Source organism: Hasllibacter sp. MH4015, assembly GCF_020177575.1.
In the GTDB taxonomy this organism is placed as follows: Bacteria; Pseudomonadota; Alphaproteobacteria; order Rhodobacterales; family Rhodobacteraceae; genus Gymnodinialimonas.
In genome coordinates this window covers 741,934-767,713 of sequence record NZ_JAHTBK010000001.1, presented here as the reverse complement: position 1 = coordinate 767,713, position 25,780 = coordinate 741,934, and the positions used below count along the sequence as shown (strand labels likewise).

At 64.8% G+C, this 25,780-nt stretch carries 26 protein-coding genes; 4 read left to right on the top strand and 22 right to left on the bottom strand.

Features of this window, described 5'->3' with window-relative positions; genetic code table 11:
* From KUW62_RS04160 to KUW62_RS04130, 7 genes are all read right to left on the bottom strand, one after another.
* Entirely contained in the window at nt 1-582 is a 582-nt protein-coding gene (locus KUW62_RS04160) for an NAD(P)H-dependent oxidoreductase (protein WP_224814255.1), read from the bottom strand.
* A complete protein-coding gene (locus KUW62_RS04155; protein WP_224814254.1) occupies nt 582-1,079 on the bottom strand; it encodes a DUF1993 family protein in 498 nt (165 codons plus the stop codon). The genes KUW62_RS04160 and KUW62_RS04155 overlap by 1 nt, the downstream gene beginning before the upstream one ends.
* Nucleotides 1,076-2,479 (bottom strand): FAD-binding oxidoreductase, encoded by a 1,404-nt coding sequence (locus KUW62_RS04150; RefSeq protein ID WP_224814253.1) that lies wholly within the window; start codon nt 2,477-2,479, stop codon nt 1,076-1,078. The genes KUW62_RS04155 and KUW62_RS04150 overlap by 4 nt, the downstream gene beginning before the upstream one ends.
* Nucleotides 2,476-3,744 (bottom strand): cytosine deaminase, encoded by a 1,269-nt coding sequence (locus KUW62_RS04145; RefSeq protein WP_224814252.1) that lies wholly within the window; start codon nt 3,742-3,744, stop codon nt 2,476-2,478. The genes KUW62_RS04150 and KUW62_RS04145 overlap by 4 nt, the downstream gene beginning before the upstream one ends.
* Nucleotides 3,745-3,747: 3 nt before the next feature.
* Entirely contained in the window at nt 3,748-4,617 is an 870-nt protein-coding gene (locus KUW62_RS04140; RefSeq protein WP_224814251.1) for an ABC transporter permease, read from the bottom strand.
* A gap of 1 nt (nt 4,618) precedes the next feature.
* The gene (locus tag KUW62_RS04135; RefSeq protein WP_224814250.1) at nt 4,619-5,413 is read right to left on the bottom strand and encodes an ABC transporter ATP-binding protein; all 795 of its coding nucleotides are present in this window, start codon (nt 5,411-5,413) and stop codon (nt 4,619-4,621) included.
* A gap of 82 nt (nt 5,414-5,495) precedes the next feature.
* On the bottom strand, nt 5,496-6,494 hold the full coding sequence (locus KUW62_RS04130; protein WP_224814249.1) for an ABC transporter substrate-binding protein: 999 nt from the start codon (nt 6,492-6,494) through the stop codon (nt 5,496-5,498).
* 226 nt (nt 6,495-6,720) lie between these two features.
* On the opposite strand from KUW62_RS04130, the gene KUW62_RS04125 reads away from it, so the two are divergent.
* Nucleotides 6,721-7,110: a RidA family protein gene (locus KUW62_RS04125; protein ID WP_224814248.1), complete on the top strand. Its 390-nt coding sequence runs from the start codon at nt 6,721-6,723 to the stop codon at nt 7,108-7,110.
* 117 nt (nt 7,111-7,227) lie between these two features.
* Here the strand turns inward: KUW62_RS04125 and KUW62_RS04120 are convergent, their stop codons facing one another.
* From KUW62_RS04120 to KUW62_RS04075, 10 genes are all read right to left on the bottom strand, one after another.
* On the bottom strand, nt 7,228-8,250 hold the full coding sequence (locus KUW62_RS04120) for a Gfo/Idh/MocA family protein (protein WP_224814247.1): 1,023 nt from the start codon (nt 8,248-8,250) through the stop codon (nt 7,228-7,230).
* A 27-nt stretch (nt 8,251-8,277) separates the two neighbouring features.
* Nucleotides 8,278-9,405 carry a Gfo/Idh/MocA family protein gene (locus KUW62_RS04115; RefSeq protein WP_224814246.1) on the bottom strand — a complete coding sequence of 376 codons (1,128 nt, stop codon included), beginning with the start codon at nt 9,403-9,405 and terminating at the stop codon, nt 8,278-8,280.
* A complete protein-coding gene (locus tag KUW62_RS04110) occupies nt 9,402-10,475 on the bottom strand; it encodes a Gfo/Idh/MocA family protein (protein WP_224814245.1) in 1,074 nt (357 codons plus the stop codon). Before KUW62_RS04110 ends, KUW62_RS04115 begins: the two co-directional genes overlap by 4 nt.
* Nucleotide 10,476: 1 nt before the next feature.
* Entirely contained in the window at nt 10,477-11,490 is a 1,014-nt protein-coding gene (locus tag KUW62_RS04105) for an ABC transporter permease (protein WP_224814244.1), read from the bottom strand.
* A complete protein-coding gene (locus KUW62_RS04100; protein WP_224814243.1) occupies nt 11,487-12,422 on the bottom strand; it encodes an ABC transporter permease in 936 nt (311 codons plus the stop codon). The genes KUW62_RS04105 and KUW62_RS04100 overlap by 4 nt, the downstream gene beginning before the upstream one ends.
* Nucleotides 12,419-13,909, bottom strand: a complete 1,491-nt coding sequence (locus KUW62_RS04095) for a sugar ABC transporter ATP-binding protein (protein ID WP_224814242.1) — start codon at nt 13,907-13,909, stop codon at nt 12,419-12,421. Before KUW62_RS04095 ends, KUW62_RS04100 begins: the two co-directional genes overlap by 4 nt.
* Before the next feature lie 71 nt (nt 13,910-13,980).
* The gene (locus KUW62_RS04090; protein ID WP_224814241.1) at nt 13,981-15,000 is read right to left on the bottom strand and encodes an ABC transporter substrate-binding protein; all 1,020 of its coding nucleotides are present in this window, start codon (nt 14,998-15,000) and stop codon (nt 13,981-13,983) included.
* 51 nt (nt 15,001-15,051) lie between these two features.
* Nucleotides 15,052-15,966, bottom strand: coding sequence for a sugar phosphate isomerase/epimerase (locus tag KUW62_RS04085; RefSeq protein ID WP_224814240.1), 915 nt, complete (start codon nt 15,964-15,966; stop codon nt 15,052-15,054).
* Nucleotides 15,963-17,111: a Gfo/Idh/MocA family protein gene (locus tag KUW62_RS04080; protein WP_224814239.1), complete on the bottom strand. Its 1,149-nt coding sequence runs from the start codon at nt 17,109-17,111 to the stop codon at nt 15,963-15,965. Before KUW62_RS04080 ends, KUW62_RS04085 begins: the two co-directional genes overlap by 4 nt.
* A gap of 27 nt (nt 17,112-17,138) precedes the next feature.
* A complete protein-coding gene (locus KUW62_RS04075) occupies nt 17,139-17,855 on the bottom strand; it encodes an SDR family NAD(P)-dependent oxidoreductase (RefSeq protein WP_224814238.1) in 717 nt (238 codons plus the stop codon).
* Nucleotides 17,856-18,017: 162 nt separating this feature from the next.
* Between KUW62_RS04075 and KUW62_RS04070 the strand changes: the two genes are divergently transcribed.
* On the top strand, nt 18,018-19,037 hold the full coding sequence (locus KUW62_RS04070) for a LacI family DNA-binding transcriptional regulator (protein WP_224814237.1): 1,020 nt from the start codon (nt 18,018-18,020) through the stop codon (nt 19,035-19,037).
* Between the two features lie 5 nt (nt 19,038-19,042).
* Here KUW62_RS04070 and KUW62_RS04065 read toward each other — a convergent pair whose 3' ends face one another.
* Genes KUW62_RS04065 through KUW62_RS04055 form a run of 3 tightly spaced genes read right to left on the bottom strand, consistent with a single transcriptional unit; the run spans nt 19,043 to nt 21,160 of the window.
* Nucleotides 19,043-19,765, bottom strand: coding sequence for an oxidoreductase (locus tag KUW62_RS04065; protein ID WP_224814236.1), 723 nt, complete (start codon nt 19,763-19,765; stop codon nt 19,043-19,045).
* Nucleotides 19,762-20,073: a MocE family 2Fe-2S type ferredoxin gene (locus tag KUW62_RS04060; protein ID WP_224814235.1), complete on the bottom strand. Its 312-nt coding sequence runs from the start codon at nt 20,071-20,073 to the stop codon at nt 19,762-19,764. Before KUW62_RS04060 ends, KUW62_RS04065 begins: the two co-directional genes overlap by 4 nt.
* Nucleotide 20,074: 1 nt before the next feature.
* A complete protein-coding gene (locus KUW62_RS04055) occupies nt 20,075-21,160 on the bottom strand; it encodes a fatty acid desaturase family protein (protein WP_224814234.1) in 1,086 nt (361 codons plus the stop codon).
* Nucleotides 21,161-21,353: 193 nt separating this feature from the next.
* Between KUW62_RS04055 and KUW62_RS04050 the strand changes: the two genes are divergently transcribed.
* Both KUW62_RS04050 and KUW62_RS04045 read left to right on the top strand, forming a co-directional pair.
* Nucleotides 21,354-22,361, top strand: coding sequence for a LacI family DNA-binding transcriptional regulator (locus KUW62_RS04050; protein WP_224814233.1), 1,008 nt, complete (start codon nt 21,354-21,356; stop codon nt 22,359-22,361).
* An 86-nt stretch (nt 22,362-22,447) separates the two neighbouring features.
* Nucleotides 22,448-22,672: a DUF6455 family protein gene (locus KUW62_RS04045; protein WP_224814232.1), complete on the top strand. Its 225-nt coding sequence runs from the start codon at nt 22,448-22,450 to the stop codon at nt 22,670-22,672.
* Here the strand turns inward: KUW62_RS04045 and KUW62_RS04040 are convergent.
* Nucleotides 22,669-23,622 (bottom strand): dihydrodipicolinate synthase family protein, encoded by a 954-nt coding sequence (locus KUW62_RS04040; RefSeq protein WP_224814231.1) that lies wholly within the window; start codon nt 23,620-23,622, stop codon nt 22,669-22,671. The two genes, KUW62_RS04045 and KUW62_RS04040, sit on opposite strands and share 4 nt — an antisense overlap.
* The gene (locus KUW62_RS04035) at nt 23,619-25,709 is read right to left on the bottom strand and encodes a xanthine dehydrogenase family protein molybdopterin-binding subunit (protein WP_224814230.1); all 2,091 of its coding nucleotides are present in this window, start codon (nt 25,707-25,709) and stop codon (nt 23,619-23,621) included. The genes KUW62_RS04040 and KUW62_RS04035 overlap by 4 nt, the downstream gene beginning before the upstream one ends.
* Between the last annotated feature and the right edge of the window lie 71 nt (nt 25,710-25,780).

Here is a 25,780-nt window from a genome sequence, read left to right as displayed (position 1 = left end):
TCAGAATGCCTCCATTTCCTTTCTCACACGGGACAGGAACACGTCACGCCCGTCAGGCGTGATGTTGTTCATGTCATACTGGGCGATGTACCGGACTTTTGCCGGTCTGATGGACCCCAGGACCACCCGTTTGATGAGCTTTCGCGGCGGGTCCCCAGCCAGGAAGGCCCGCATCGGCGTCGCTCCATATGTCGTAACTGCCGCAACTTTGCGGATGTTGTCGAGGCACATGTTCAGTTTTCCGTCCTCAATGGTGAAAAGGACGCCGGGCAGAAGCACCCGGTCGAACCAGCCCTTGAGGATCGCGGGGAAGCCGAAATTCCACACCGGGAAGCAGAACACGAGCGCATCGGCGGCGCGGACCCGGTCCACGTAGCCCTGCACCGGCGCGGTGTTGATGGACGTGTCGTGGTAATTACGCCGCTCTTCCATCGACAGGACGGGGTCGAATTTTTCGGCGTAGAGGTCGCAATCATCCACCTCCCATCCCTGCGCACGCAGGGTTGCTGTCACCGTGCCATGGATCGCCGCGTTGAAGCTTTCCGGCACCGGGTGGGCGTAAATGACCAAGGCGCGCGGCATCAGAATTCAAACCCCGCCGCGTAACGGTGAAGGCCATCGAAATCCGCCTTGCCCACGGGCGCACCGGCCATGCGCAACGTCGCGTAGCCAAGGCTGAGGTGGAAGAAGAAGTTCGGCAAGGCGAAGCGCGTGACGTAATCGACCGCGTCTTGCGTGATCCAATGTTGCCCCGCTTCGTGCCGGATCGTCACACTGCTGCGCGCGCTGAACGTGGCGGGGTCGATGCCCGCAAGCACGCCATCCGCCATCTTTGCCTGCTCACTGAGCGCCGCGCCGGTCAGGGCGCCATCGGGCAAATCCACCACCTCCTGCCCCAGCACGGGCAGCGTGGCGCGCAGGGAAAATCCGATCGCGCATTGGAAGTGTTCCGACCCTGAGAACCCGCCCGCCGCCAGCTTGCGGTCAAGCACCCCGTCGGCCTGCCCCTGCACCAATGCGCGCAATCGCCCGAGGTAGTGACGCAGTACCGGGACCGTGACCGCGTACAGGTCTGTCACTCCGCCGCCGCTTTCGGTTGCAGGCCGGTCCAGGCGTACATCTTGTCGTATCCCCAATCGGGGTCGTGCCATCCGATCATCTTGCCGGGATTGAGAAGGCCCTTGGGGTCGGCCTCTCGCTTGAACTCGAGCTGGCGTTCATCGACTGCCTGCCGCCCGCCTTCCTCCAACGTGTAGCGGTGGGGGTTGAAATTCATCGCGCCTTCCGCCTCGTGGGCCGCCACGATCTCGTCCAGGCGCGCTTCGGTGGAGAATTTCACGAGGGTCAGACCAGCCATGGACACCTTGCCGCCCATCCGCATCACCTCGATATGTTGCAGGCATTCCGGGCTGAGCTTGTCGCGCATCTTCAACGCGAGGGCCACCGGATCGTCGGTGCCATAGGCGATCTGCAGATAGGTGATCGACGGGTCGACCTTGAGCGCCCGGAGGGTCGTGTGGTTCCAGCCGTATTCGAACACATGGCCCGGCGTCTTGGGCCAATCGTTGTCGTCGGAGCGATAGATCACCCGCGCGTTGTAGGCGTTCGTAAACGTCTCCCACCCCGGCATGGAATGGGGGGCGACCATCAGGGCGACGAGGGCATCGCTCTCCTCCACATGGGGGGCGACGCGCTGGAAATAGGCCTTGGCGATTGGATTCTCGAATGCGGTGACGAGCTTGAGGAGCAGGCCGTCACAGGACGCAAGGTCATAGGAATAGTGCAGCGCCTCGTCAAACGTGTCGAAGGCTACGAACAGGCCCACCCAGTCGTAGGCCGGGGCCAGCGGGATCTCGATTTCCGTTATGATCCCATTGGTGCCATAGGCATGGGAGACGCGGTGCAGATCCTCGCCCGTGATCTCCATCACGCGGGGGCTTTCCTCCATCGTGACGACGCGCAGGCGGATGATGTTGCCCACGTCGCGCAGCGCGCCCCAATGGACCGACCCGACGCCACCGGAGCCGCCGGCGATGAACCCGCCGATCGTCGCCGTGGCCCATGTGCTGGAAAACATGCGGATTTCCTGGCCGGTCTCATTGGCTGCCGCGTCCAAATCCTTCAACAGGCATCCCGGCTCCACCACCACGCGCCCGGGCTGGATGTCCTTGACCGCATCCATCTTGTGCAGGTGCAGGACACAGCCGCCCGCAAGTGGCATGGCCTGCCCGTAATTGCCGGTGCCGGTGCCCCGCGTCGTGACAGGGACATCGTGGGCGAAACAGGTGGCGAGGATCGTGATGACCTCCCCCTCATCCTTGGGGGTAGCAACGAAATCGGCGGTCACGTGGTCCAGCCGGTCCTTGAGGACCGGCGAGTACCAGAAGAAATCGCGCGACTTGGATTTGACGGATGCGGGGTTGAGATCGACCTCGATCCCCTTGGCTTCAAGCGTGTCGATTGCGGCCTGGATATTCATGGAGCCTCCATCAGAAAGTCGAGTTCGGCGTAATCGGGCAAGGAGCGGTCGATGGCCTTGCCATCCCGCATCACGATCCGGTCGGATTGCGGGCGCGCGAAAAGCTCCGTCCATTCGCGCGCGCGGCAAATCACCAGATCAGCGGGCGCGCCGGGGCTGAGCGCGGGCGCTTCAAACCCGCAAGCCTGCGCCGGGTTGCCCAGAAACGCATGGGTCCAGTCGTCGGCAGAATGGTCCAGATGGCCGATCCGCGTGGCTTCCCGCATCACCTCCACCATGTCCATGTCGCCGTAGGCGTAGAACGGATCACGCGTGTTGTCGGAGGCGAAGGAGACGTTGATACCACGCGCCTTCATCTCATGGACCAGCGTGATGCCCCGCCCGCGCGGGGTGCACCCGCCATGGCGATCCTGAAGGTAGAGGTTGCACATCGGCAGGCTGACGACATGCAGGCCCGCGCGCGCCACAAGGTCCATGGTCGCGTCCGCGACGGCGTCTTCCATCACCGATAGCGAACAGAGATGCCCCACGGTGATCTTGCCCTCAAACCCCATCTCCAGCGCGATCTCCGCGATGTCGCGAAGCGTATTGACGCTCGGGTCCATCGTCTCATCCACGTGGAAATCAAGGTCCATGCCCCGGTCCATCGCCGCCGCGAAATAGGTCTTCAACCAATCGCGCAGGTCCGGTTCGGGATAGGTCACGGCCCCGAGCACCCCGTCATGGGCGGCCACCAAATCGGCGCAGACCGCAACCGCGCCGACGTCCTGCGCCATGTCGATGCCGGTCAGAACCGACGCCTGGAGCGCGATCCGTCCCGCCCATGCGTCGCGCAATTCCGCGAAGACATCCCAACTGATCCGCGCGTCATCCGTCTCCCCGAAATAATCGAGATGGGTGCGGATCGCGCGGGTGCCATGGGCATAAGCGCAGCGCAGGCTGAACGTCATCCGGGGCGGCAGATCGCGCGCGTCCCATTTGCCGGGTTTGTCGTCGCGCACCGTTTCCAGCGCGCCGTCGAACGTGCCATCGGGATTGGGGGAGCGGGGCCAGATATGGCCCTTGTCCAGATGGGTGTGCATGTCGACGAAGCAGGGAAAAACCATCGCGCCACCCATATCGACGGCCTGTCCGCCCGATGCCGCGAGCTTGCCGCCCACCACGGATAGGTCCGTTTTCACCAGCCCCGACTGTCCCACAAGGCAGCCCGGTATCGTCACATTCTCAAGTCGCACATCGCCAGTGGGCAGAGCCTTGAAGTCCAAATCCTACTCCCGTTTCAAGGCAGATTCGTGCCATTTGCGCAAAGCCAGATGGGCCGTCAGGGACGTCGCGGCATAGATCACCACCCCGGTCGCCGCGATCAGGATGAGGGCCGCGAACATGCGCGGGATGTTCAGGCGATACCCGGCCTCAAGAATGCGGAAGGCAAGGCCCGAGGCCATCCCGCCCGAGCCCGCGACATATTCCGCCACCACCGCCCCGATCAGCGCCAGGCCCCCGGCGATTTTCAGACCGCCCAGGAAATACGGCAACGCGGAGGGCAGTTGCAGGTGGATCAACCTTTGCCACCGGCTTGCGCGATAGATGCTGAAGAGGTCCCGCAGATTGTGATCCGCCGATTTCAGCCCCAGCGTCGTGTTTGCCAGCACCGGGAAGAACGCCACGATCCAGGCACAGAGCAGAAGGCCCACCAGACGGTTCTCGATATAGATGAAGATCAGCGGCGCGATGGAGACGATGGGCGTGACCTGTAAGATCACCGCGAACGGCGAAAACGACATTTCCGCGAATTTCGATTGCGCGAAGAGGATGGCAAGGCCGACGCCCCCGATCACCGCCACCAGAAGCGCCAAAGCCGTGATCTTGAGCGTGACCAGCAGCGCGGAGAACAGGATCTCTCGGTCGGTCCAGAGCGTCTCCAGCACCAATCCCGGGCCGGGCAGCACGTAATGGGGGATCTCGTTGACCGTCACCACCCGGTGCCAGATGAAGATCGCAAGCGCCATGACGACGAAGGGAATGACCCAACGCGCAATCGCCTCGTTCCGCTGGCGGCGCGCGATCCGCTCCTCCTCGGGGTCGATGAGGGGCGCGGCGGGGGATTGGCCGGTGCGGGGTCCGTCGATCACTGCCATGTCAAACCGCCTCACTTTCCGGGTGCAGGGTCGCCTGCAACGCCTCGGATGTCTTTTGCGCCATGTCGACATAGGCGTGCGAATTGCGCCAATCCGCGCCGCGGGGATAGCCTTCGGGGACCTGCAATTCCGTCACGACCCGACCGGGGCGCGCGGCCATGACAAGGATGCGGTTGGACAGGAACACGCTCTCGAACACCGAATGGGTGACGAAAATCACCGTCGCGTTGGTCTTGGCCTTGAGCGACAGCAGATCGTCGTTCAACTTCTGGCGCGTGATCTCATCCAACGCGGCGAAGGGCTCATCCATCAGGATCAGCCGTGGATTGGTCACCAGTGCCCGGGCGATGGACACGCGCATCTTCATACCGCCCGACAGCTCCCTCGGGTAGCGTTTCTCGAACCCTTTCAGGCCCACCAGCTCCAACGCCTCGTAAATCTGGTCCCGGCAAGACGTGAAGGATTTGCCACGCAGGCGGAACGGCAGCCAGACGTTCTTTTCCACCGTCGCCCAGGGCATCAGGGTCGGTTCCTGGAAGACGACGCCGAGATCCTCGCCATCCGTGTCCCCCACCCAATTGATCAGCCCCGTGGTCGGGCGCATCAGGCCGGCGATCAGACGCAGCGCCGTCGATTTCCCGCAGCCCGATGGGCCAAGCAAGGAAATGAAATCCCCCTGGTGCACCTCCATCGACATCTGGCGCAGCGCCACGACATTGCCCGTGAAGGTCTTGTCGACCTCCGTCATGCGCAGGATCGTCTCTGGTGTGTCGGCGATGGGGGCTGGCGCGGTCACGGGCGGGGACAAGGTCCGGGGGCGTTTCAGGGGGATGCCGCGCGCGATGGATGCCGCGCGCGGTCGGGGTCAGGTACGGTCCTCAGGGACGAATATCGTTGCCGAGGCCCTGATTGACGAATTGGGTCGTATAGGCGCCCGAGATATCGAGGCCTTCCGGCACCACACCCGCTTCGACCATCGTGGCGTAGAAGTCCGCCATCCGCTCATCGGTCATCGCACCGATGCCCAGCTCCGTCGTATCACCGGAATCGACGATGCCGTTATCCAGCATCGCGGCCACGGCGAAGTCGATGGCCTCCTGGGTCATGTCGGGATTGTCCGCCATGATCAGCTCATTGGCCGCCGCCCGGTCGCCATACATGTAATTGGCCCAACCGAGGATTGATCCGTTGACGAAGCATTCCACCACGTCTGGCCGCTCCTCGATCGTGTCCGCAAGGGTCTGGACCGTCGTGGAATAGGCTCCGAACCCGGCATCCGCGATCAGGTAGACGTCGGGGGCCCACCCGGTCTCCCGCTCGATCGCGAAGGGCTCGGAGGACAGATATCCCTGCTGCGCCGCATCCTCGTTCACCAGGAACGGGGCGGAGTTGAACGTGTAGGTCTGGCGCTGGTCATCGGTGAACCCATAGGCCGATTTCATCCACTCGTAATACGGCGCGCCGTCCTGCACGATCATCGTCAGGTCCGTCAGCTCCGCGAAGGAGGAGACGCGGCCCGGATGGGTCAGGATCACCTGCGGGTCCTTCTGGAACGAGGCCATGACGTTGACGAGCGGCAGCCCCTCCGCCACGCCGAACAGCACGTCGAGCGTCCCGCCCATGTAGAAGTCGATCCGACCCGCCAGCAGCAGCGCCTGGTTGTTCACCTGCGGTCCACCCGGAACGATCGTCACGTCCAGCCCGCATTCGGCATAGGTGCCGTCGGCGACCGATTGGTAGAAGCCGCCATGTTCGGCCTGCGCCACCCAGTTCGTCCCGAAGGAGACGGATGTCAAATGGCCATCGGCCAGCGCCGGTCCGGCGGCCAGAATCGTCGCGGCCATCAGGCCCGCGCTCGTGGAAAGTCGTTTGGTCATCAAAACCCCCTGTTTCGCCATCGCAGAACCGACTGAACGGGTCCGCGTCTTCGGCTTCAAGCCGATGGCAGGCGCCGTCCTGTGCAGCCAGGTCCCTGCCTGTTTCTTAGGCGACATTCGCGCGCCCTGCTCAAAACCGTAGCAGGTTACAGGCGCATTCCAAGGCAAGATTTGCGCCATCCGCCCGTGTGGGGTTCAATGGCGCGACCCCGAAAAGGCCTGCCCCATGCGCGTTCTCTCTCCCCCCTCCATCGCCGCGCCCTTCGCGCGCTATGCCCACGGCGTCGAAGTGCCTGCCGGATACCGGTTGGCGGTCACATCCGGGCAATTGCCCTTGGCAGCGGACGGAACGGTTCCGGAGGGCGCGAAAGCGCAGGCGCAGCTGTGCTTTGCCAATTGTGCCGCCATCCTGGCCGAGGCCGGGATGGGTCCGGGCGATGTGATCCGCATCAACGCCTTCGTCACCGATCGCGCCCATATGGCAGGCTACATGGAAGCCCGCGATGCATGGCTTGCGACGGTTGACCGCCTCCCCGCCTCCACCCTCGTCATCGTGTCGGGCTTCACGCGGCCCGAATTCCTGGTCGAAATCGAAGTGACCGCCGCCGCGCCGTGAGGGCAGGATCCTCACGCCCCCCCGCCCCTCTTTGCTTCAAAAATACCTCGGGGGGGAGTCCGCAAGGACGGGGGGCTGGCCCCCCAAAAGGGGTGGGTGGGCGGGCCCACCGGCCCCTCACAAATCCACGCGCCGCCCGGTCCGCACGCTTTCATCGGCGGCCAGGCAGATCGCCAGGGACCGCACGGCATCGTCCATGTGCCGCGTCAGGTCCAGATCCTCCAAAATCGCACGGCGCATGAAAGCCTGCTCTGCGTCGCACAATTCCTGGTGCCCCGGCTCATCGTCGAGCGCGATCAACCGGTCGCCGTCCGGTCGATGCACCAGCAAACCGCCCACTTTCGTATGTCCGTCGATATCTGCGCTGTCGCCTCGGTCGCCTATGTCCGCATCGGTAATCGACACCGACCCGTTCCGGCTCACCACGTCCTTCACGAAGAACGCGGTCTCGCTCATCATCGGCCCCCACCCGGCCTCGTACCACCCGGCGGAGCCGTCGTCGAAGATCACCTGGAACTGCCCGTAATTGTACATGTCCTCCGCCACCTCCTCGGACAGGCGTACCCCCATCCCGTGGACCGCGACGGGGCGCGCATCGGTGATCTGGCACCAGACATCGACGTAATGAACCCCGCAATCCACGATGGGGGACGTCGTCTCCATCAGCGCCTTGTGTGTGGCCCATTCCGCGCCGGTCGATTGCTGGTTGAGGTTCATGCGGAAGACATAAGGCCCGCCCAGTGCGCGCGCCTCCGCGATCAGGCGCTGCCAGCTTGGGTGATGGCGCAGAATATACCCGACGCAGAGTTTCCGCCCGGTGCGCCTGGCACAATCCACCACGCGCGTCGCATCAGCCACGTTCGTCGCAAGGGGTTTCTCGACAAAGACATGGGCGCCCGCCTCCAACGCTGCCACGGCCAGGTCGGCGTGGCTGTCGGAGTAGGTGGCGATCACGACCAGATCCGGGGCAAGCGCCATCCCCTCCTCAAAGGACCGAAGCTGGGGATATTCCGCGAGCGCGTCCGGCAAGTCGACGGGTGATCGGTTGACGAGGCCCACGATCTCGACCCCGTCCGCGGCATGGTGCGCGAGTGCATGGCTGCGGCCCATATTGCCCAGACCCACGATAAGAACTTTCACTGCATCGCCCTCCCCATCGGCGTGCCTTCAGCTTTCCAGCCGCCGCGCCTCCCCGATCTCGACCTCGCGGCCCAGGATGCGGGAGCGGACGGCCGCGAAGGCCATGGCAAGAGAGCGCAGGTTTTCCGCCGCGCCATTGGACGGCTCCCGATCCTCCTCGATCGCGCAGAGCAATTCACCCATCGTTCCGGCGAACCCGTCATTGAACCATTGCCCCTCCAGCTCCGGCGTCGCGATGCCCTCGGGCGTCGTCAGGGTCACACGCTGCTGGCTCAGGTCGGGACCGTCGGAGACCAGGCTGCCCGCCGTCCCGCCCACGAAGGTCGTGTCGCGCGGCCCGTGCGGAATGCCGCCGTCGAAAACGAGCGAGGCCTGCCCCCCGTCCACCCGGACCATGGCCTGCGCCAGCAGCGGCACCTTGTTGGCCTGCCCCGCCGCGTGGGTTGCGTTTGCGAATACGGCCTCAACCCGGTCGCCGAGCAGGGAATTCACGAAGTCGAACCAATGCACCCCGAAATCGTAAAGGATCAGATCCTCGATCTCATCGAAAGGGGTGCCGGCCGTCCAACCGTGGGTCCAGTGGATCGCCAGATGAACGCTGAGAATATCGCCGATATGCCCCGCCTTCGCCGCCTCGCGCATATAGGCGAAATAGGGCGCCCAGCGTGCGTTCTGGTTCACGGCAAGTTTCACCCCCTTGTCCTGCGCCTTCTCCACCAGCTTGATCCCGACATCAAGGTCGGTGACGAAGGGCTTCTGGCTCAGCACGTGCTTTCCGGCGTCGATGGCCGCGGCCATGATCTCCACCCGGTGTTCGGGGTGCAACGTCACATCGACCACGTCGATATCCGGGTTCGACAAGATGGCTTGCCACTCCTCCTCCACCCGCGCGTCGGGGCAGTATTCCGCGGCCTTCTGCTCGGCCTTGGCGCGCGTGCGATTCCACAGCGCGCCGACCTCCCACCCGGCCTTGCGATAGGCATCGAGGTGAGAGCCCGAGATGCCGCCCGTCCCGATCACCCCGATCCGGGGCCGGTACGTCTTCGGCATCGGCGGGCGATAGGCCACGTCAGGTGCCGCGATCCGGGGCAGATCGGCGGCCTTGAGGGCGTAGGTGTCACTGTCGCCCGCGTCCCTGGTTGCGTCTTCGGTCATGGCAGAAGCTCCATCGTGCGTTTCTCGCGCGCCGATAGGGCTGCGGTGTCCACGATCCGCTGCGCGATCAGGCAAAGTGCAGGGTCCAGCGGGCCTTCCGGCGCGCGCCCGTCTGCGATACAGCCAAGGATATACTCGATCGGATTTCCGCGCCCCTCGGGCAAGGGATCAACGGCGATCTCGTGCCGCTCCGGCCGGGCGCGGGTCTGCACGGTGACGGATTGCGCGTAATCCGGGCTGGCGATGGTGCCGTCGCTTCCCACGATGACGAACCCGCAGGTCGGTTGTGGTTGTGTCGTCCAGGGATCGGTGAAGGTGCCCCAGCGCGTCTCCATCTTGCTCAGGCCCTTGGCGTAGCGCACCACGGCGATGGCGTGTTGATCGACCTCGATCCCCGGCGTTTCATCCACGGTGCAGGTGACTTCCAGCGGAGCTTCGCCGCCCATGTACCACGTCCCAAGCGTCGCACCGTAGCCCATGTAGTCAAGCAAGCTGCCCCCGCCCGAGGCTCGCTTGTACCACCAGCTGTCCGGCTTCTGGCGCTCCACCTCCTCCGGGCTGACCTCCACCTTGTCGGCGAGGTGGTAGAGCGGACCGCGATTGCCGTCGTAGAAATGCACCTCGCGCAATTCCCCGATCATCCCCTCATCAATCAGGCGCTTGGCGGTCAGGTGCGACTCGACCCAAGCCAGTGGCCAGTTGATCGCCATGATCTTCCCCGTCCCCTCCATCGCCCGCATCATCCGCCGCGCATCGTCGGCGCTTGCGGCAAAAGGTTTTTCGACATGGATATGGACGCCGTGGGGGGCGAGGCGTTCGGTCATGTCCGCGTGGTCCGCCGTGGCACAGCACAGGATGGCAAGATCGTAGGGACCCGCCTCCATGCAGGCGTCGAAATCGGTGAACACCCGGTCATCGGGCACCTTGAAGGTGTCGATGGCACCTTGCATCTTTGCCCGGTCCGGGTCGAACAGGCCCGCGATCTGTGCCTCCGGATGCGCGTCCACCATCCGCAGAAGGTCGCCCATATGCATGTGATCGAAGCTGATCCCGACAACGCGATAGGTCATGTCATCTACTCCCCGTGATCCGCACATAAAGCGCCGTCACCAGCAAGATTATCAAGCCGAAGAGCGCGATCCGCGCGCCTTCCGGCATCTGCAACAACGTCAGCATCGTATCGATGACCCGTAGGATCAGCGCGCCCACGATGGCCCCCGCGAAGCTGCCGCGCCCGCCGAAGATCGACGTACCGCCAATCACCGCCGCGGCAACGGACGGCAGGAGAAGCGGATTGGCCAGTTGCAGGGACGGCGTCCGGATCATGCCAAGGTAGAGCAGACCGGCCAGGGACGCGATCAGCCCAGACAAGGCATAGAGCGCCAGGAACACCTGCCAGCTTTTCACCCCGCTCAGCTTCGCCGCATTCTCGTTCGAGCCGAGCGCGAAGAGAAGTCGGCCGAACCCGGTGAAGCGCATCAGCCACAACACGAAAAGGGCGAACGGCACGAACAGGAACAGGCCGTTGGGCAACCCCGCCGTACGGCCCGTGCCAAGCCAGACAAGGAAATCCGGGACCAGCGTTCCGGTCGAGATCACGAAACGTTGGTAGACCTGCAAGCAACCCGTCGCGATCAGGCCTGTGCCAAGCGTCATGATCAGCGGGTGCACCCGCACCACGCCCACGCCGAAGCCGTTCAGCAACCCCACCGCCAGGCCGCAAAGCATCGCGACGGCCACCGCCCCCGGAACGCCGATAAGCGGTGCGAGCGTTGCGCAGACGAAGGCCGCAATCGTCGCAACGATCCCCGCCGACAGGTCGATGCCCGCCGTCAGCATCGTCAGGACCTGGCACGCCGCCAGCATCGCGAGCGGTATCGCGAACTTGATCAGGTTGTTGACCCAGAAGGCGGACAACACGCCCGTCCTGCCGGTTCTGAGTGGCATGACGACGTAGAAATGTGCCACGATCAGAAGGATCAGGAAGAAGATCAGCGGGATCACCGGGTTGTCGCGCAGGAACCGGCCAAAGCGGACGAGGCCGCGTTCCTCGGCGGCTTCCGCGTGGATGCGCGTCTCGCTCATGTTCGGGTCCCCCTGTAGGTCAGAACCGCGCCCAGCATCACCACGGCGACCATCACGACGCCCTCCACGATGGTGGTTACATTCGGGTCCACGTTAGCGAGCGTCAGAATGGTGCGGATGATGCGCAGGATGAAGACCGCGATGATCGGGCCAAGCAGGCCCCCGCGCCCGCCACCGAGGACCACGCCGCCGAGGACAACCGCCGCGACTGAGGCCAAGAGGTAGGGGCCCGGCACCGGCTCTCCGATCCCGGTCAGCATGATGAGGCTGAGGCCACCCATACCCGCCAGAACCCCCGCTAAGGCGTATGCCGCCACCTTGGTCCAACCGACCGAGACACCGGAGCGGAAGGCGGCCAGCTCATCCGAGCCGACGGCATAGATCGACAGGCCCAGTTTCGAGCGGCGCACGGGCACCCAGACGATCGCAATGGCGATCACGATCACAAGAAGGGCGTTCGGGACGAAGGGAACAAGCGAACCGTTGATCAGGCTGCGCAGGCCCGGTGCCACCGTTCCGCCTGGACTTTCGAGGATCAGGAGCGCCACGCCCTCCCACACGAACAGCATCGCCAGCGTCACCACGATGTCGGGCACTTTCGTCACCACGATCAGCCCGCCATTGATCGCCCCCATCACTCCACCAAGCGCCAGCGTGATCACTACCGCCGGTACCGCGCCCATGCTTTGCATCAATACCGCCGCCGTCACGCCGCACACCGCCATGATCGACGCGATGCTGAGGTCGATGCCGCCCACGATCACCACGATCGCCATGCCCGCCGTGGCGAACGCGAAGGGCAGCGCCGCGCGGGCGAGGCTTTCAAGGCCGGTCGCGCCGAAACTCGGCTGGATCAGCTTGGTGACGCCCAGCAGCACGACCAAAAGCACCAGCAACCCCAGCACCCAGGCATTCTTGCGCACCGCGTTCATGATGCGACTTTCTTCTCGGTCAGCCCGTAGGCCGCGCGCATCAGCGTCTGTTCATCGGCATCGGCGGCGTCGATCACATCCACCACGCGGCCATTGAAGATCACCACGGCCCGGTCGCAGGCCAAGCGCACCTCCTCCAGTTCCGAGGTGTAGAACAGGATCGCCGCCCCCTGCTCCGCCAATTCGCGGACCAACGGGTAGATCTGCCGCTTGGTGCGGACGTCGATGCCGCGGGTCGGATCAAACAGAAGCAGGGTTTCGACCCCGTGGGCGAGCCAGCGGCCAATCGTGACCTTCTGCTGGTTGCCGCCCGACAGGCGCTGCACTTCGCCCTGGGCGCGCGTGTCGATCTGCAACTTTTCGATCGCGTGATCGACGCGCGCGGCTTCCCGCTTGCCCTTGAGCGGCCCCCAATCCCGCACCCGCGCCGAAAACGGCAACGCGATGTTTTCCCGTACCGAGCGTTCGCGCAAAAGCGCCTCGGCCCGGTCGCCCGGTACAAGCGTCAGGCCCGCGACAATTGCATCGGCGGGATGGGCGAAGTTGATCCGCTTGCCATCAACCTCGACCGTGCCGCCGCTGGCCTTGCAAAAGCCGGCCAGCACGTCGAACACCTCGTCCTGCCCCTGCCCCTCCAGCGCCACGACGCCAAGGACCTCGCCCCGGTACAGATCGAAGGTGACGTCCGTGACCTTGGGTGCGACCGCCATCTGGCGCACGCGCAGTCGGGGCGTACCTTGGGTGGCGGCCTGCACCGTCGCCGCGCGGTCCCCGAGGTCCAGCTTCGCGCCCAGCATCATTTCCACCACACGCTCCTCCACGCCCGGCTCGATCCTCACGTCGCCGACCGTTCGCCCGTCGCGCAGCACGGTGGCGCTGTCGCAAAGCTCGGATATTTCCGTGAAACGGTGCGAGATATAGATCACGCCCCGCCCCTCATCGGCCTGCCCGCGCACGACCTTCAGCACCCGCTCCACCAGGTCGGTGGGAAGCGCCGCCGTCATCTCATCGAGCAACAGGACATTGGGTTCCGCGGCCAGCGCACGCGCCAGATCGAGGATGCGCAGCGTCGCAAGTGGCAGATCGGCGATCATGTGATCCAGTCGCAGCCCCTCGATCCCCAATTCGTTAACCCAGTTAAGAAATGACTCCACCGGCGTGTCACCCAGGCGCAGGTTGTCGGACACGTCCAGATCAGGGATCAGCGAGGGTTCCTGATAGACCGGGACAAGGCCCGAGCGCCGGGCCTGCGCGGGACTGCCCACAAAGGCGCGCTGCCCGCGGATCAGCACCTCCCCCTGGTCGGGCTTGAGCGCGCCGGTGATGATCTTCACAAACGTCGACTTGCCCGCCCCGTTGGCCCCCATCAGGGCCACGACCTCGCCGCGCGCGACATGCAGGCTCGCATCGCTCAACGCCCGGACGGCCCCGAAGCTCTTGGCGATGCCACTCGCATCAAGGAGGCTCTGCCCCGTATTCTCGGCCATTGTGCCTCTGGTGTTTTGTGAGAGCGTTGGTATCCGCCCCCCGCAAGCACGCAGGGGGCGGAGGGGTTACATCAGCCTTCGCAGGCGATGATTTCCTCCATGGAGTAATCCGTCCATCCGGGGATGGAGACGGAGACGGGCCATTCCGGATCGAGGTTCGGGTTCAACGCGCCTGCGATGATCTCTTGCCCCTCTGCGGTGGTGTTCTCCCAAAGGACCGGATCGACCAGGACCGTCGTCTCCTCCGGCGCTCCGCCGTTCAGGATGTCCACGGCCAGCGCGATGCCCGCCCCGCCGACGGAGCCGGGGTTGGTCACGGCGGCGCCCTGCAAGCCTTCGGTTTCGGCCAGGTACTGCACGAAGCCCGCATTGTCCGCACCCACGATCGGCACCAGCGGCGCGCCGGATTCCACGAAAGCATCCACGATCACGTTGTCGATTCCGCTCGTCCAGACACCGTCAAACGGAATGCCCGTGGCAAGGAAATCGAACATCTGCTGCTTGCCCTGGTCCTGCTGCCAGCCGGTGAAGACTTCGTGAACGACGTTAATGTTCGGGTACTCCGCCAGGGCGCGCTGGAACCCGTTGTCGCGGTCCGTATCGGCGGACACACCCGCGATCCCGCGCATGTAGACGACGTCACCTTCACCGCCGAGCTGTTCGAACAGCCAGCGCGCACCGAGATAGGCATATTCTTCCTGGTTGTTGGACAGAATATAGGCCCCTTCCGCCGTCACACCGGCATCCACGGCGACGACGACGATGCCCGCCTCGATAGCCGCGTCGAGCGCGGAGTTCAGCGCGTCGGGGTTCGCGGGGTTCAGTACGATCGCGTCCACGCCCGCCTCGATCAGGTTATTGAGGTCTTCCAGCTGACCGGCGGCATCGGTGTTGCGGTGCGCCACGATCAATTCGGCCACGTCCTCTTCGGCGGCCGCCTGCGCGCGCATGGCGCAGATCATCTGCTCACGCCACCCGTTGCCCTGAACCGTGTTCGACACGCCGATCGTATAGGGCGAATGCCCGTCCGCGAACACGGCGCCGGGGGCCAGCATGGCCATCACGGCGGCACTTGTCAGAAGTCTTTTCATAGTCTTTCCTCCCATGGGATTTGGTATTTAGTTTCAGGGGCTTGGCACCCTCTACTTGATGTATGGTTGCAAGACATCGCGGGCCAAAAGGAAGCCGCGCTTGATCTTTTCGTCGGTGCCCTCAAACAGGCGATCCTCGTGTTCGATGATGATGGGCCCGTCATATCCGGCCCGATAAAGACCGCTGAAGAAATCCGACCAATCCACATCGCCCAATCCGCACAGGCGCGGCACCTGCCAGCCCATGCCCGTCGACATGACCCCGTTCTCGTAGAGCCCGTCGCGGTCCACCATCACGTCCTTGGCGTGGACATGGGCCATGTGGGGCCCGAATTCCTTGATGAACCGCGTCTGGTCGATGAATTGCCAGATCAGGTGGCTGGGGTCGAAATTCATGCCGACCGCGTCGCCCCATTGCTCGAAAATGCGCCGCCAGATCTTTGGGCTGTAGGCGATATTATGACCGCCCGGCCATTCGTCGTAGCTGAAGATCATCGGGCAATTTTCGAAGCAAAACCGCACGCCGGACGCCTGTGCATGGGCGACGATGGGATTGAAGATTTCAACCGCGCGAGCCCAGTTCTCATCGACGTTGAGGCTACGGTCCCCGCCCACGAATGTGTTAACGACGTTAACCCCCATCGTGCTGGCGGCGGTGATGACCTTCATCAGGTGGCCGATCACCTCCTCCCGGTGGCTCGCATCGGCGTGCAGCGGGTTTGGGTAATAACCAAGACCGCTGACCTCGATCCCGTGTTCCCGAAGGCCCCCGATGATATCTTGGCCTGCACCCGCGCTCAGCCCGTCGACGTTGATGTGCGACGTCCCCGCGTAGCGACGCTTCTCTCCGCCGCTGTCAGGCCAGCACGCAACTTCGAATGCCGAAAATCCGTTCGACCCGGCCCATGCCGCCACATCCATCAGCGCGCTGTCCTCGAACGGCGCCGTCAAAAGTCCAAGTTTCATGCCGATCCCCCGATCTCGTCCAAACTTACCCAGCGACCTTCGCGCGCCGACAGGATCACGGCGTCGCAAAACAGCATCTCGTAATGGCCATCCTCAAACGTTGCCCACGTACTGTCGTCCTGCCGTGCGCCGCTGTGAACGTCCGTGTATACTGCCCTGAAAAAGTTGAAAAAACTGTCCGCGAAGCCTTCGACGTGGCCCGGTGGCAACGTCGCGGCGCGGGTTCCGGTCTCGTTCATCAAGGTGAAGTCGCGCATCAGGATCTCGTTGGGTCGGTCACGATGCCCGACAAACAGGTGATCCGGCGTCTCACTGTCCCAGGCCGCGCTGGCCGTCTGCCCCGCGATGTCCCATTGCAGTGAGTTTTTCCGGCCCATATTGACTTGGCTCGTGCTCATCACACCGCGTGCGCCGCCGGGATAACGGACCATGATCATCGCCGCGTCGTCGGTGGTGATTTCAACGGTTTCCGCTGCGCCCGACGCGCGCCCGAATGTCTCGACCGGTCCGGTTGGACGTTTCCGTTCGGGGATGAACGTCGCCAGTTCCGCCATCACCGCGTCCGCTTTCAGCCCGGCTACGAAGCTCGTCAGATCGACCCAATGCGTGCCGATATCGCCCACCGACCGCAGCGCACCGCCCTCTTCCGCCACCAGCCGCCAGTTCCAATCGTCGTCCTTGGCAAGCCAATCCTGATGGTAGTGCCCGGTCACGAAGCGGATGTCCCCAAGATGACCGTCCTTAACCATTCCATGCGCTTGCTGGTTGAGCGGATAGAAGCGGATGTTGTAGCACACCGCCGCCACCTTGCCCGACGCCTTGGCGATCTCCACCATCTCGGCACTCTCGGCGCTGGTCATCGCGAGCGGCTTTTCGCAAATCACGTGCTTGCCGGCCTTCAAGATGGCCTTCACTTGGGCATAATGGGCGTGGTTCGGGGACGTGACATGGACCACGTCGACATCGCCGTCGCCAAGCAGATCATCGAGGTCGCGGTAGGCTTTCGGCACGCCGATCTCCGCCGCGCGGGCCGCGCCCCGCTCCGCCGACGACCCGAGCACACCGCGCACCTGAACGCCCAGCCGACGAAGGGCCTGAACATGGACGGTGCCGATGAAACCGGTGCCGATCACAGCGGCATTCAAGGATGAAAAACCGCTCATAAGCCCCTCTCAAACAACAGAATATCCCCCGTCGACCGGGATCGTTGCCCCGGTGATGAACCGCGCGTCGTCGCTGGCAAGGAACAGGGCCGGGCCCACGATATCCTCCGGCTGCCCCCAGCGCCCCATGGGCGTTCGATCCTCGATGGCTTTGGTGAATGCGGGGTCCTGGCGCGCGCGGGCCGATTGTTCCGTCACGATGAATCCCGGCGCGATGGCGTTGACCCGGATGTCGCGCTCGGCCCAGGCAATCGCGAGGGATTTCGTCATTTGCTCCACCCCGGCCTTGGACGCACCATAGGCCGGGTTTCTCGGCGATCCGAACCGCGCGTACATCGACGCGATGTTGATCACCGATCCGCCCCGCAACGCATCCTTCAGGGCATCGGCGCAGCGTAACGACCCGATCAGGTTCACGTTCACGACATGGGCGAAGAAGTCGGGATCCATCTCCTCCCCCCGGCGGGTCAGGGCGGCGCAATTCACCAAGACGTCAAGGCGGTTAACCGGTTTTGCGAAAGCCGCGACCGCGTCGGTGTCGGTGACGTCCAGCTGCACGTAGTCGAAGCGCGCTGCGTCGTCGGCCAGGGGCGCGTCCTCCAACCCCGTGATCCGCACGCGCGCGCCCGCATCTTGGAATGCCCGCGCGATGGCCGCGCCGATCCCCCCACGGCTGGCCCCCACGACCAGTACGTCGGCACCGTTGAACCGTGGCGCGCCGCTCATCCGATGCATCCTGACCCGTTCAAGCGCCCCACCTAAGTCCCCCTCTGTAATCGTTTTCAGCCGCGGGAAATTTGCGCTGGCCGGAAACTGAAATCGATTACATACTCGAACCGTGATCGGATTCGAGTCAAGCCGATAATTCACGTCGAGGGTGGAGGCCGCATGCCCCCCAAAAGTGCAACGATTCAGGACGTGGCCCGCGCGGCCAACGTCTCGACCGCGACGGTCAGCCGGGCCCTGTCCAATCCGGGCCTCTTGTCCGACGGCACCCGCGCGCAGGTGATGGAGGCGATCGCGGCGACCGGATACAGGGTGAACCAGGCCGCCCGGAACCTGCGCATGAAGCGGGCGGGCGCGGTTCTTGTCCTCGTCCCGAACCTTGGAAAACCGTTCTATTCCGCGATCCTGCGCGGCATCTCGGACGGTTTCGCGGGCAGCGACTATGCCGTGCTGATCGCCGACACCGAAAACAGCCCCCTGTCGGAGGGGGAGCTTGCGGGCAACTTCACGCAAGGGCGCGTCGATGGCGTGATCTCCCTGGACGGCGGCCTGTCGGCCCGCGCGCTCGACCAGTGCCGTGCCCAAGGCCTCGACAGCAAGATTGTCTTTGCCTGTGAATGGGTTGAGGGGCAAAGTTTCCCCTCGATCCAATCCGACAACAAGGAAGGCGCGCGCCTCGCGATCCGGCACCTTGCGGAGCTTGGGCATCGCAAGATCGCCCATGTGACAGGACCCGAGGGCAACGTGCTGACCGCCGTGCGCAGGCAGGGCATGGTCGAAGAACGCGCGCGCCTTCGCCTTCCCGCGCGGTCGGACTGGATCATTCGCGGCGACTTCTCCCTGCAATCGGGGCACGAGGCCGCCAGCCGCATCCTTGCCATGGCGGATCGGCCGAGTGCGGTGTTCTGCGCCGCCGATATGGTTGCTTTCGGGCTCATCGCCGGGCTCACCGCCGGAGGTTTGCGCGTGCCCGACGACATCTCCGTCGTGGGGTTCGATGACATCGACATGGCGCGCAGCTACGTGCCCGCGCTGACCACGATCCGGCAAGATCGGGTGCGCCTGGGTCAGACGGCGGCCAACCGCCTTCTCGACCGGCTGCGTGGCGCGCAAGCCCCCGCAAGGGAAGAGCTTTTGCCGGTGGAGCTTGTCATTCGCGGCTCCACCGCGCCGCCGGGATAGGGCCATCACGGCGCGGCTCCCGCGACCCATTGCTCCAGGTCCATGCAACACCCCGACATCGGCACGGATGCATCCGACAGCATCCAGACGACCTGCGCCGCGCATTCCTCGGCGCTGACTAAGCGGCCCAATGGCTGCTGCGCGGCCTGTGCCTCAATCCAGCCTTCGCCGTTCTCCGCGTCCCGCAGCGCGCGTTCGGATTCCGTGGCCACCCAGCCAAGGTTAATGCCGTTAACCCTGATCCTGTCGGCCATGTGATGCTGCGCCGCATTCTTGGTCAGGGTCTGGAGACCCCCCTTCGTGGCCGCGTAAACCGCAAGCTCCGCGATGCCGCAATGGGCGTTCATGGATTGGATGTTCACGATCGCGCCGCCCGCGCCCCGCCCCAACAAATGGCGGATCAGACCGGACATGAGGAAGAACGGCGCGCGCAGGTTCACCGCGATCAATTCGTCGAACCGCGCCACATCGGCATCGGTGAAAGATGCCCGTGTGGTCAGACCGGCGGCATTGACCAACCCGTCCAGCCGCCCGGCCCGCGCCACAGCTTGCGCGATCAAATCCTCCGGGGCATCGGCGTCGCTCAGATCCGCCACGATGTCCGCGCCCGGCGTCCTGTCGGTCCGGATCACCTGCGCCCCGGCCCGTTCGCATGCCAGCGCGGCGGCTGCGCCGATCCCTTGCGCGGCCCCGGTGACGAGGATCACCTTGCCGGTCAGGTCGCTCAAATCTGCACCTGGATGCGACCGCCTTCGATCCGCGCGGGATAGGTCGCAAGCGCCACGCAGGCCGGGGTTCGCAGCGCCGCGCCGGTCTTGTAATTGAACCGTCCGTTATGTTTCGGGCACTCGATTTCATCTTCAAGAACAAGGCCTTCGGCCAGATGCACCTGTTCGTGGGTGCATAGCCCATCGGTGCAGAACGCGGCGCCATCCTCGTCCCTGTAGACGGCGAAGGTGCGCCCGCCATGGTCGAACCGGATCACATCCTCCTCCTCGACCTCATCGGCGGCGCACACATCAATCCAGTCACTCATCTTATCCTGCCTCCGGCAATGCAGTTCGGTCGTGAAACCCAGCGCGGAACGGTTTCGCCCCCTCGGGAAGGCTTCGCGGCGCGCAGTAATTCGGCTCCGTCCGCTGGCGCAGGACGGCGGCGATCATTTCCTTATACGCATGGGGGATGGACGGGTTCGCGGGTGGCAGATCGTCCTTGATGACCTCATGCAGCTTGGGCAGCGCGTGGTACGGGACCATCGGGAACATGTGGTGTTCCACGTGGTAATTCATGTTCCAATAGAGCCACCGGCTGACCGGATTCATGTGGACGGTGCGTGAATTCAAACGGTGATCGAGCACATCCTCCGCCAGCCCGCCGTGCTGCAACAGACCGACCATCACCATGTGCCACGCCCCGTAAATGCGCGGCCCGCCGATCAGCATCAGGGGCAGGATCGACCAGGTCATCAGCGCCGTTAACCCTGCAGCGAGGTGGATGGCCACGAAGAGGCGCGCCCAGAACTTCACCTTCGGCACTTCCGACGTGGGGATGTAATCGGCCTCCTCCGCGTTGGGGCCGGACACGGCCTGCCGGAGCAGGATGCCGAAATGGACGAACACGTCCGGAATGCCGATGAAGGCCAGCGCCTTGCGCGCGATATCGGGTGGACGCATGAACGCGATCTCGGGGTCGCGACCGACGATGATCGTGTCGGTGTGGTGACGCGCATGGCTCCACCGCCACGCGGTTGGATTGCGCAGCACCATGAAACTGGCCAGCACGTAGACCCAATCATTCTTCCACTGGGTCTTGAACGCGGTCCCGTGGCCGCATTCGTGCCACCGGCTGTCACACGCCGATCCGTAAAGCACGCCGTAGACCGCGAAAAACGGCACGGCCCACCAACTGCCCCAAAGCGCGATGCCGCCAGCTGCGGACAGGATCAAAAGCATCAACCATATCAACGTGTCCCGGGTCGCCGGCCCGTCGGTGCGTTTCATCAGCCCTTTCATGGTCTTGCGCGGCACATCGGTGTGATACCACTCAGCCGAGGCGAGCCCGATTTCAACAGCCCGCGCGCCGTCCGGCCCGGTCAGGGAATAATCGCGCGCTCCGCCGTCCATGCTCCCCCCATGTCGCTCCAGAATACCGCACTGAAAGCGTGGCGAGGCGCGTGACGAGAGTCAATGCATTTTCGATGATTTATGATGTATCCGACGCCCGCCAAACAACGAATGAGGCCAAGACCTAGAGAAAATTGACATCACTGGCCACCCGTGAAACACATCATTTCACATCATCTGTCACGGATACTCCATGCGCCCCACCCTCCCCGACCTCGCCGAAGCCGCCGGTGTCTCCACCGCCACGGTCGACCGCGTGCTCAACAACCGCGACGGCGTCTCCCCGCGCACCCGTGCCCTCGTCCACGCCGCCGCGCGGCGCATCGGCTACCTTCCGCAGGAGGAGGAGGCGACGCCGCCCCGCCCCGTTCACCTTGCGGCGATCCTTCCGGCGGGGACGAACCGGTTCATCCGCGACCTCGCCCACGCGCTCGGAAACCAGGCCAAGGGGCAGCAGAACGTTACCCTGACGCTCCACGAACACCCCGGCCTCGACCCGCAGGATCAGGCGCGTATCCTGACGCGCATCCGCGACGTGGACGGGGTCATTGTCGTGGCGTTCAACCATCCGCGCGTCGCCGACGCCATCACCCGGCTGACCGACCGCGGCATCCCCGTCGTGACCCTCGCGACCGACCTGACCGGGACCGAACGCCTGGCCTATGTCGGGGTCGACAACGAGCGTGCCGGGCGCCTTGCGGGTCAGGTCATCGGACGGTTCCTTGGCGGCGCTCCCACCGGAAAAGTGGCCTTTTTCGCAGGCACCCTCGCCTATCGCGGCCATCAGGAGCGGGAGATGGGGCTGCGCCAGATCCTCGCACAGGATTACCCCGGCCTCACCCTCCTCGACCTGCGCGAGAACCGGGAGGACCGGGACCGCGCGCGCGAACAGACCCTCGCCCTTCTGCGCGACCACCCCGACCTCCTGGCGATCTACAACGCGGGCGGCGGCACCACCGGCATCGCCGAGGCGCTGGAACAGACCGATCGGCAGGCCAACATCGTCTTCGCCGCCCATGAGGTGACGGACAGCAACCGCGCGCTGCTGCTCAGCGGGACACTCGACGCCGTGATCGACCAGGACGCGCGGGCCGAGGCGCGGGAGGCGCTGGCGATCCTCGTCGCCCGGGCCCGCGATCTGCCCCATACGCCCTTCCCGCCCCGGCTCAGCCTGATCCTGCGGGAAAATCTTCCGATCTAGGCCGCGTTCCTTGATCTGGATCAAGGTTGCCCCGCCGACCATCGGCAAACATCGCCCCATCCACTGAACCCAAAGGGGCAGATCCCATGGCCAAGAACAGCATCACCAACGCCGCCGAACTAGTTGCGGGCATGGCCGAGCGGACCGGCTTCGACCTGACGGCACCGGACAATTACCGGCAATTCCGGTCCATGGTCATGGCGTGCCGCGGATGCAGCAACCCGGACGGATGCGCGAAGCTGCAAGAGACGGCGACGCAGCTGGACGCACCGCCAAGCTTCTGCCGAAACCGCGACAGGTTGATGGCCTAAACCTTCAGGCCACAGCCCTCGAACGCCTCGCGGGTCGCGGCCTTCTCCGCATCTGTCAGGTTCAGCATCGGCGCGCGAACCGGCCCGCCGACCTGTCCAAGCAACTCCTGCCAGTATTTCCCGTGGGCCTGCGGCTTGTCCGCGGGTTTGGTGCGTTTGAACGCCTCGCGCACCGGATTCAGGCTGTCACGGATCAGCCGCGCCTCGTCGAAACGCCCCTCGAAGGCCAGCTTCGTATAATCGTTCATCCGTTGATCGGCCGTGGTCTGGATCTGGTACGGCGGGGAAGAGCAGAGGTAGAGCATCCACCCCAACTCCTCGATATTGTCCAGCCATTCAGCCTCGGACGCGGTGGAGACGTGGATCTTGTCGCCTGCTAGCCGGGTCAGTTCGGCGTAGAGGGGGCGCGGCACGGAATACTTGATCGCCACGATATTGGGCAATTCCGCGATCCGCGCGCAAAGTTGCGGGGACATCAGGTAGCCGCTGTCGGGGTGGCTCCACATCGCGATGCCGATATCCACCCGCTCGCAGATCGCCTTGTAATAGTTGAACAGAACCTCGTCCTGATCCGTCACGAAGTGCAGAACCGGCGCGTGAACCACCACGTAATCCGCCCCGCAATCCTGCGCGTGTTGCGCCAGTTCCACGACCGTTTCGAAATTCTGATCGGACGCGGAGAAGATGGTGCCCGCACGCCCGTCACATTCCTCCACCGCGACCTCGATATTCCGCTTCCGCTCCTCCAGCGACATGGAGAAGAATTCCCCCTGCTTGCCCGCGATGAAGAACCCGGCAATCGACAGATCGTCGATCCAGTGCCGGATGTTGGACCGGAACCCGGCCTCGTCGAAGGCGCCGTCCGTGCGCCACGGATTCAAGCAGGCGGCCCAGATCCCGCGAAAATGCTCCCGCGCGTAATCCTTGGCGTCCAGGCGATTGTAGTTCATGGGGTCTCCCTTTCCGCCGCCGCGATGGCGGACCAGATCTTGCAAGGTGTCAGCGGCATGTCCAGATCCCGCACGCCCAGGGGCGACAGCGCATCAAGGACCGCGTTGAGGATCGCCACGGGCGCGCCGATCGTCCCGGCCTCCCCCACGCCTTTGGCCCCAAGGGCATTCAGCGCCGTGGGATGTTCGCTGCTGTGGATTGCCACATCCGGCATATCCGTCGCGCGCGGCAGGGCGTAATCCATGAGGGAACCGGTCAGCAACTGGCCGTCGGCATCGAACACGACCTCTTCCATCAACGCCTCGCCCAATCCCTGCGCGAAGCCGCCCCGGATCTGCCCCTCGGCAAAGGCCGGGTTCACGAGCCGCCCGGCATCGTCGACGCAGGTGGCATGGGTGATCTCGACCGCCCCGGTCTCCCGGTCGACCTCGACCGCGACGACATAAACGCCGTAACCCCAGGCCTGCCCCGCGTTCTCGTAATGGGCATCCTCGCGCAATGGCAGCGTTTCACCCTTGAGCCGCCGCGCCCGCAGTCGTTCACAGGCGGTGAACACGGCGCTGCCGCCGATGGCCGTGCCGCGGGACGCGACGGCTCCGATCCCAGCAGGGCAGGTTTCGGTATCCCCCTGCCGCACCGTGATGCCATCCAATGGCAGGTCCAGCACCTCCGCCGCGATCTGGGCATACGCGGTTTCGCGTCCGTGGCCCTGGCTGGACGAACCACTGGCCACCTCCACGCTACCGTCGGCCCGCCACGTGACGCGCGCCGTCTCGAACCCCTCGCCCGACGGCTCCAGGTAGAAGGCCAGGCCGAGGCCCGACAGCTTTCCGTCCGCCCGCGCCTCTGCCCGGCGCACCTGCAACGCGGGGTAATCCGCCGCCTCCGACGCGGCCTCAAGGGCGGCGGGGTAATCGCCGCTATCGAGATAATTCCCCGTGGCGTTCCGCAAGGGCAGCGCGCCGGACGCGTGGACGTTGCGCCGCCGGATCGTCAGCGGGTCGAGGCCCACTTTCCGCGCCGCCGCGTCCGCCAACCGCTCCATCAGGCACGCAGCCTCCGGGCGTCCGGCCCCGCGGTAGATGCCGACCGGGCCGTGGCCGTCCGGGCGAACGTCAACGCTTATGTCGAGCGTCGGGACGTCGTAGCCGCCGGGCAGAATACGCGCCGCGTTCCAACCCGGCACAAGCGCGGAATTCGGCAACCACGGCCCGACCGGAGCACGAATTTCGGCCTGCAACGCCAGGAACATGCCGTTCTTGTCGACCGCCAGCCGACCGATAGACCGGATGCCGCGCCCGTGGGTGGCCGATAGTAAATCCTCCCCCCGGTTGGCGCACCACCGCACCGCTTGGCGATGGTGCAAGGCCGCCCAGACCGCAAAGACCTCCTCGGGATAGAGCGAGGCTTTCATCCCGAACGCACCGCCCACATCGGGCGCGATCACCCGCAAGCGCGCGGGGTCGAGCCCGATGATCCGCGCCAGTTCCGACCGGCTGCGATGCGGGGTCTGGGTGGAGTGCCAGATCGTCAGCCCCTCCTCCCCCCACGCAACCGCGATGGCCCGCGGCTCCATCGGGGACGGTGCGAGGCGGGGATGCTGAACATGCACCTCCACCACGTGGTCCGCGCGGTCGAATTCCGCCACGCAATCGCCGGTACGCCAGGTCCGCTCCGCCACCGTGGCATCTTCGGCCTCACCGTCCTCGGCGATGTCCGGCCACAACGCCTCCACCCCGTCCTGGGCGGCATGGGCGGTTTCGGCCAGGACGGCCGCAATCGGCTGCCCCAGATGCAGGACGCGGCCACGGGCGAGGATCGGGTAGGGCGCCTCACGCAGGATCGGCAGCACGGGATTGACGCTCAGCTTACCCAGATGGGCCACATCGTCCCCGGTATGGATCGCGACCACGCCCGGAACCTCCAGCGCCCCGGCGATGTCGAGCGTGGCCAATTGACCGGCACCGACCGGCGCGCGCAGGAACGCGAGGTGAAGCGGCGCGTCGAGCGCCACATCCGCCACGAAACACCCCGCACCACGCAAGCGCGCCGCCGCGCGTCGGTCCGGATGGGATTGCCCGATCATGTCACTGTCCCTCGCCCTCCGCCGTGCAGACAACCATTTCGGCGGGGTGAGATAAAATAGCAAAAGACGCC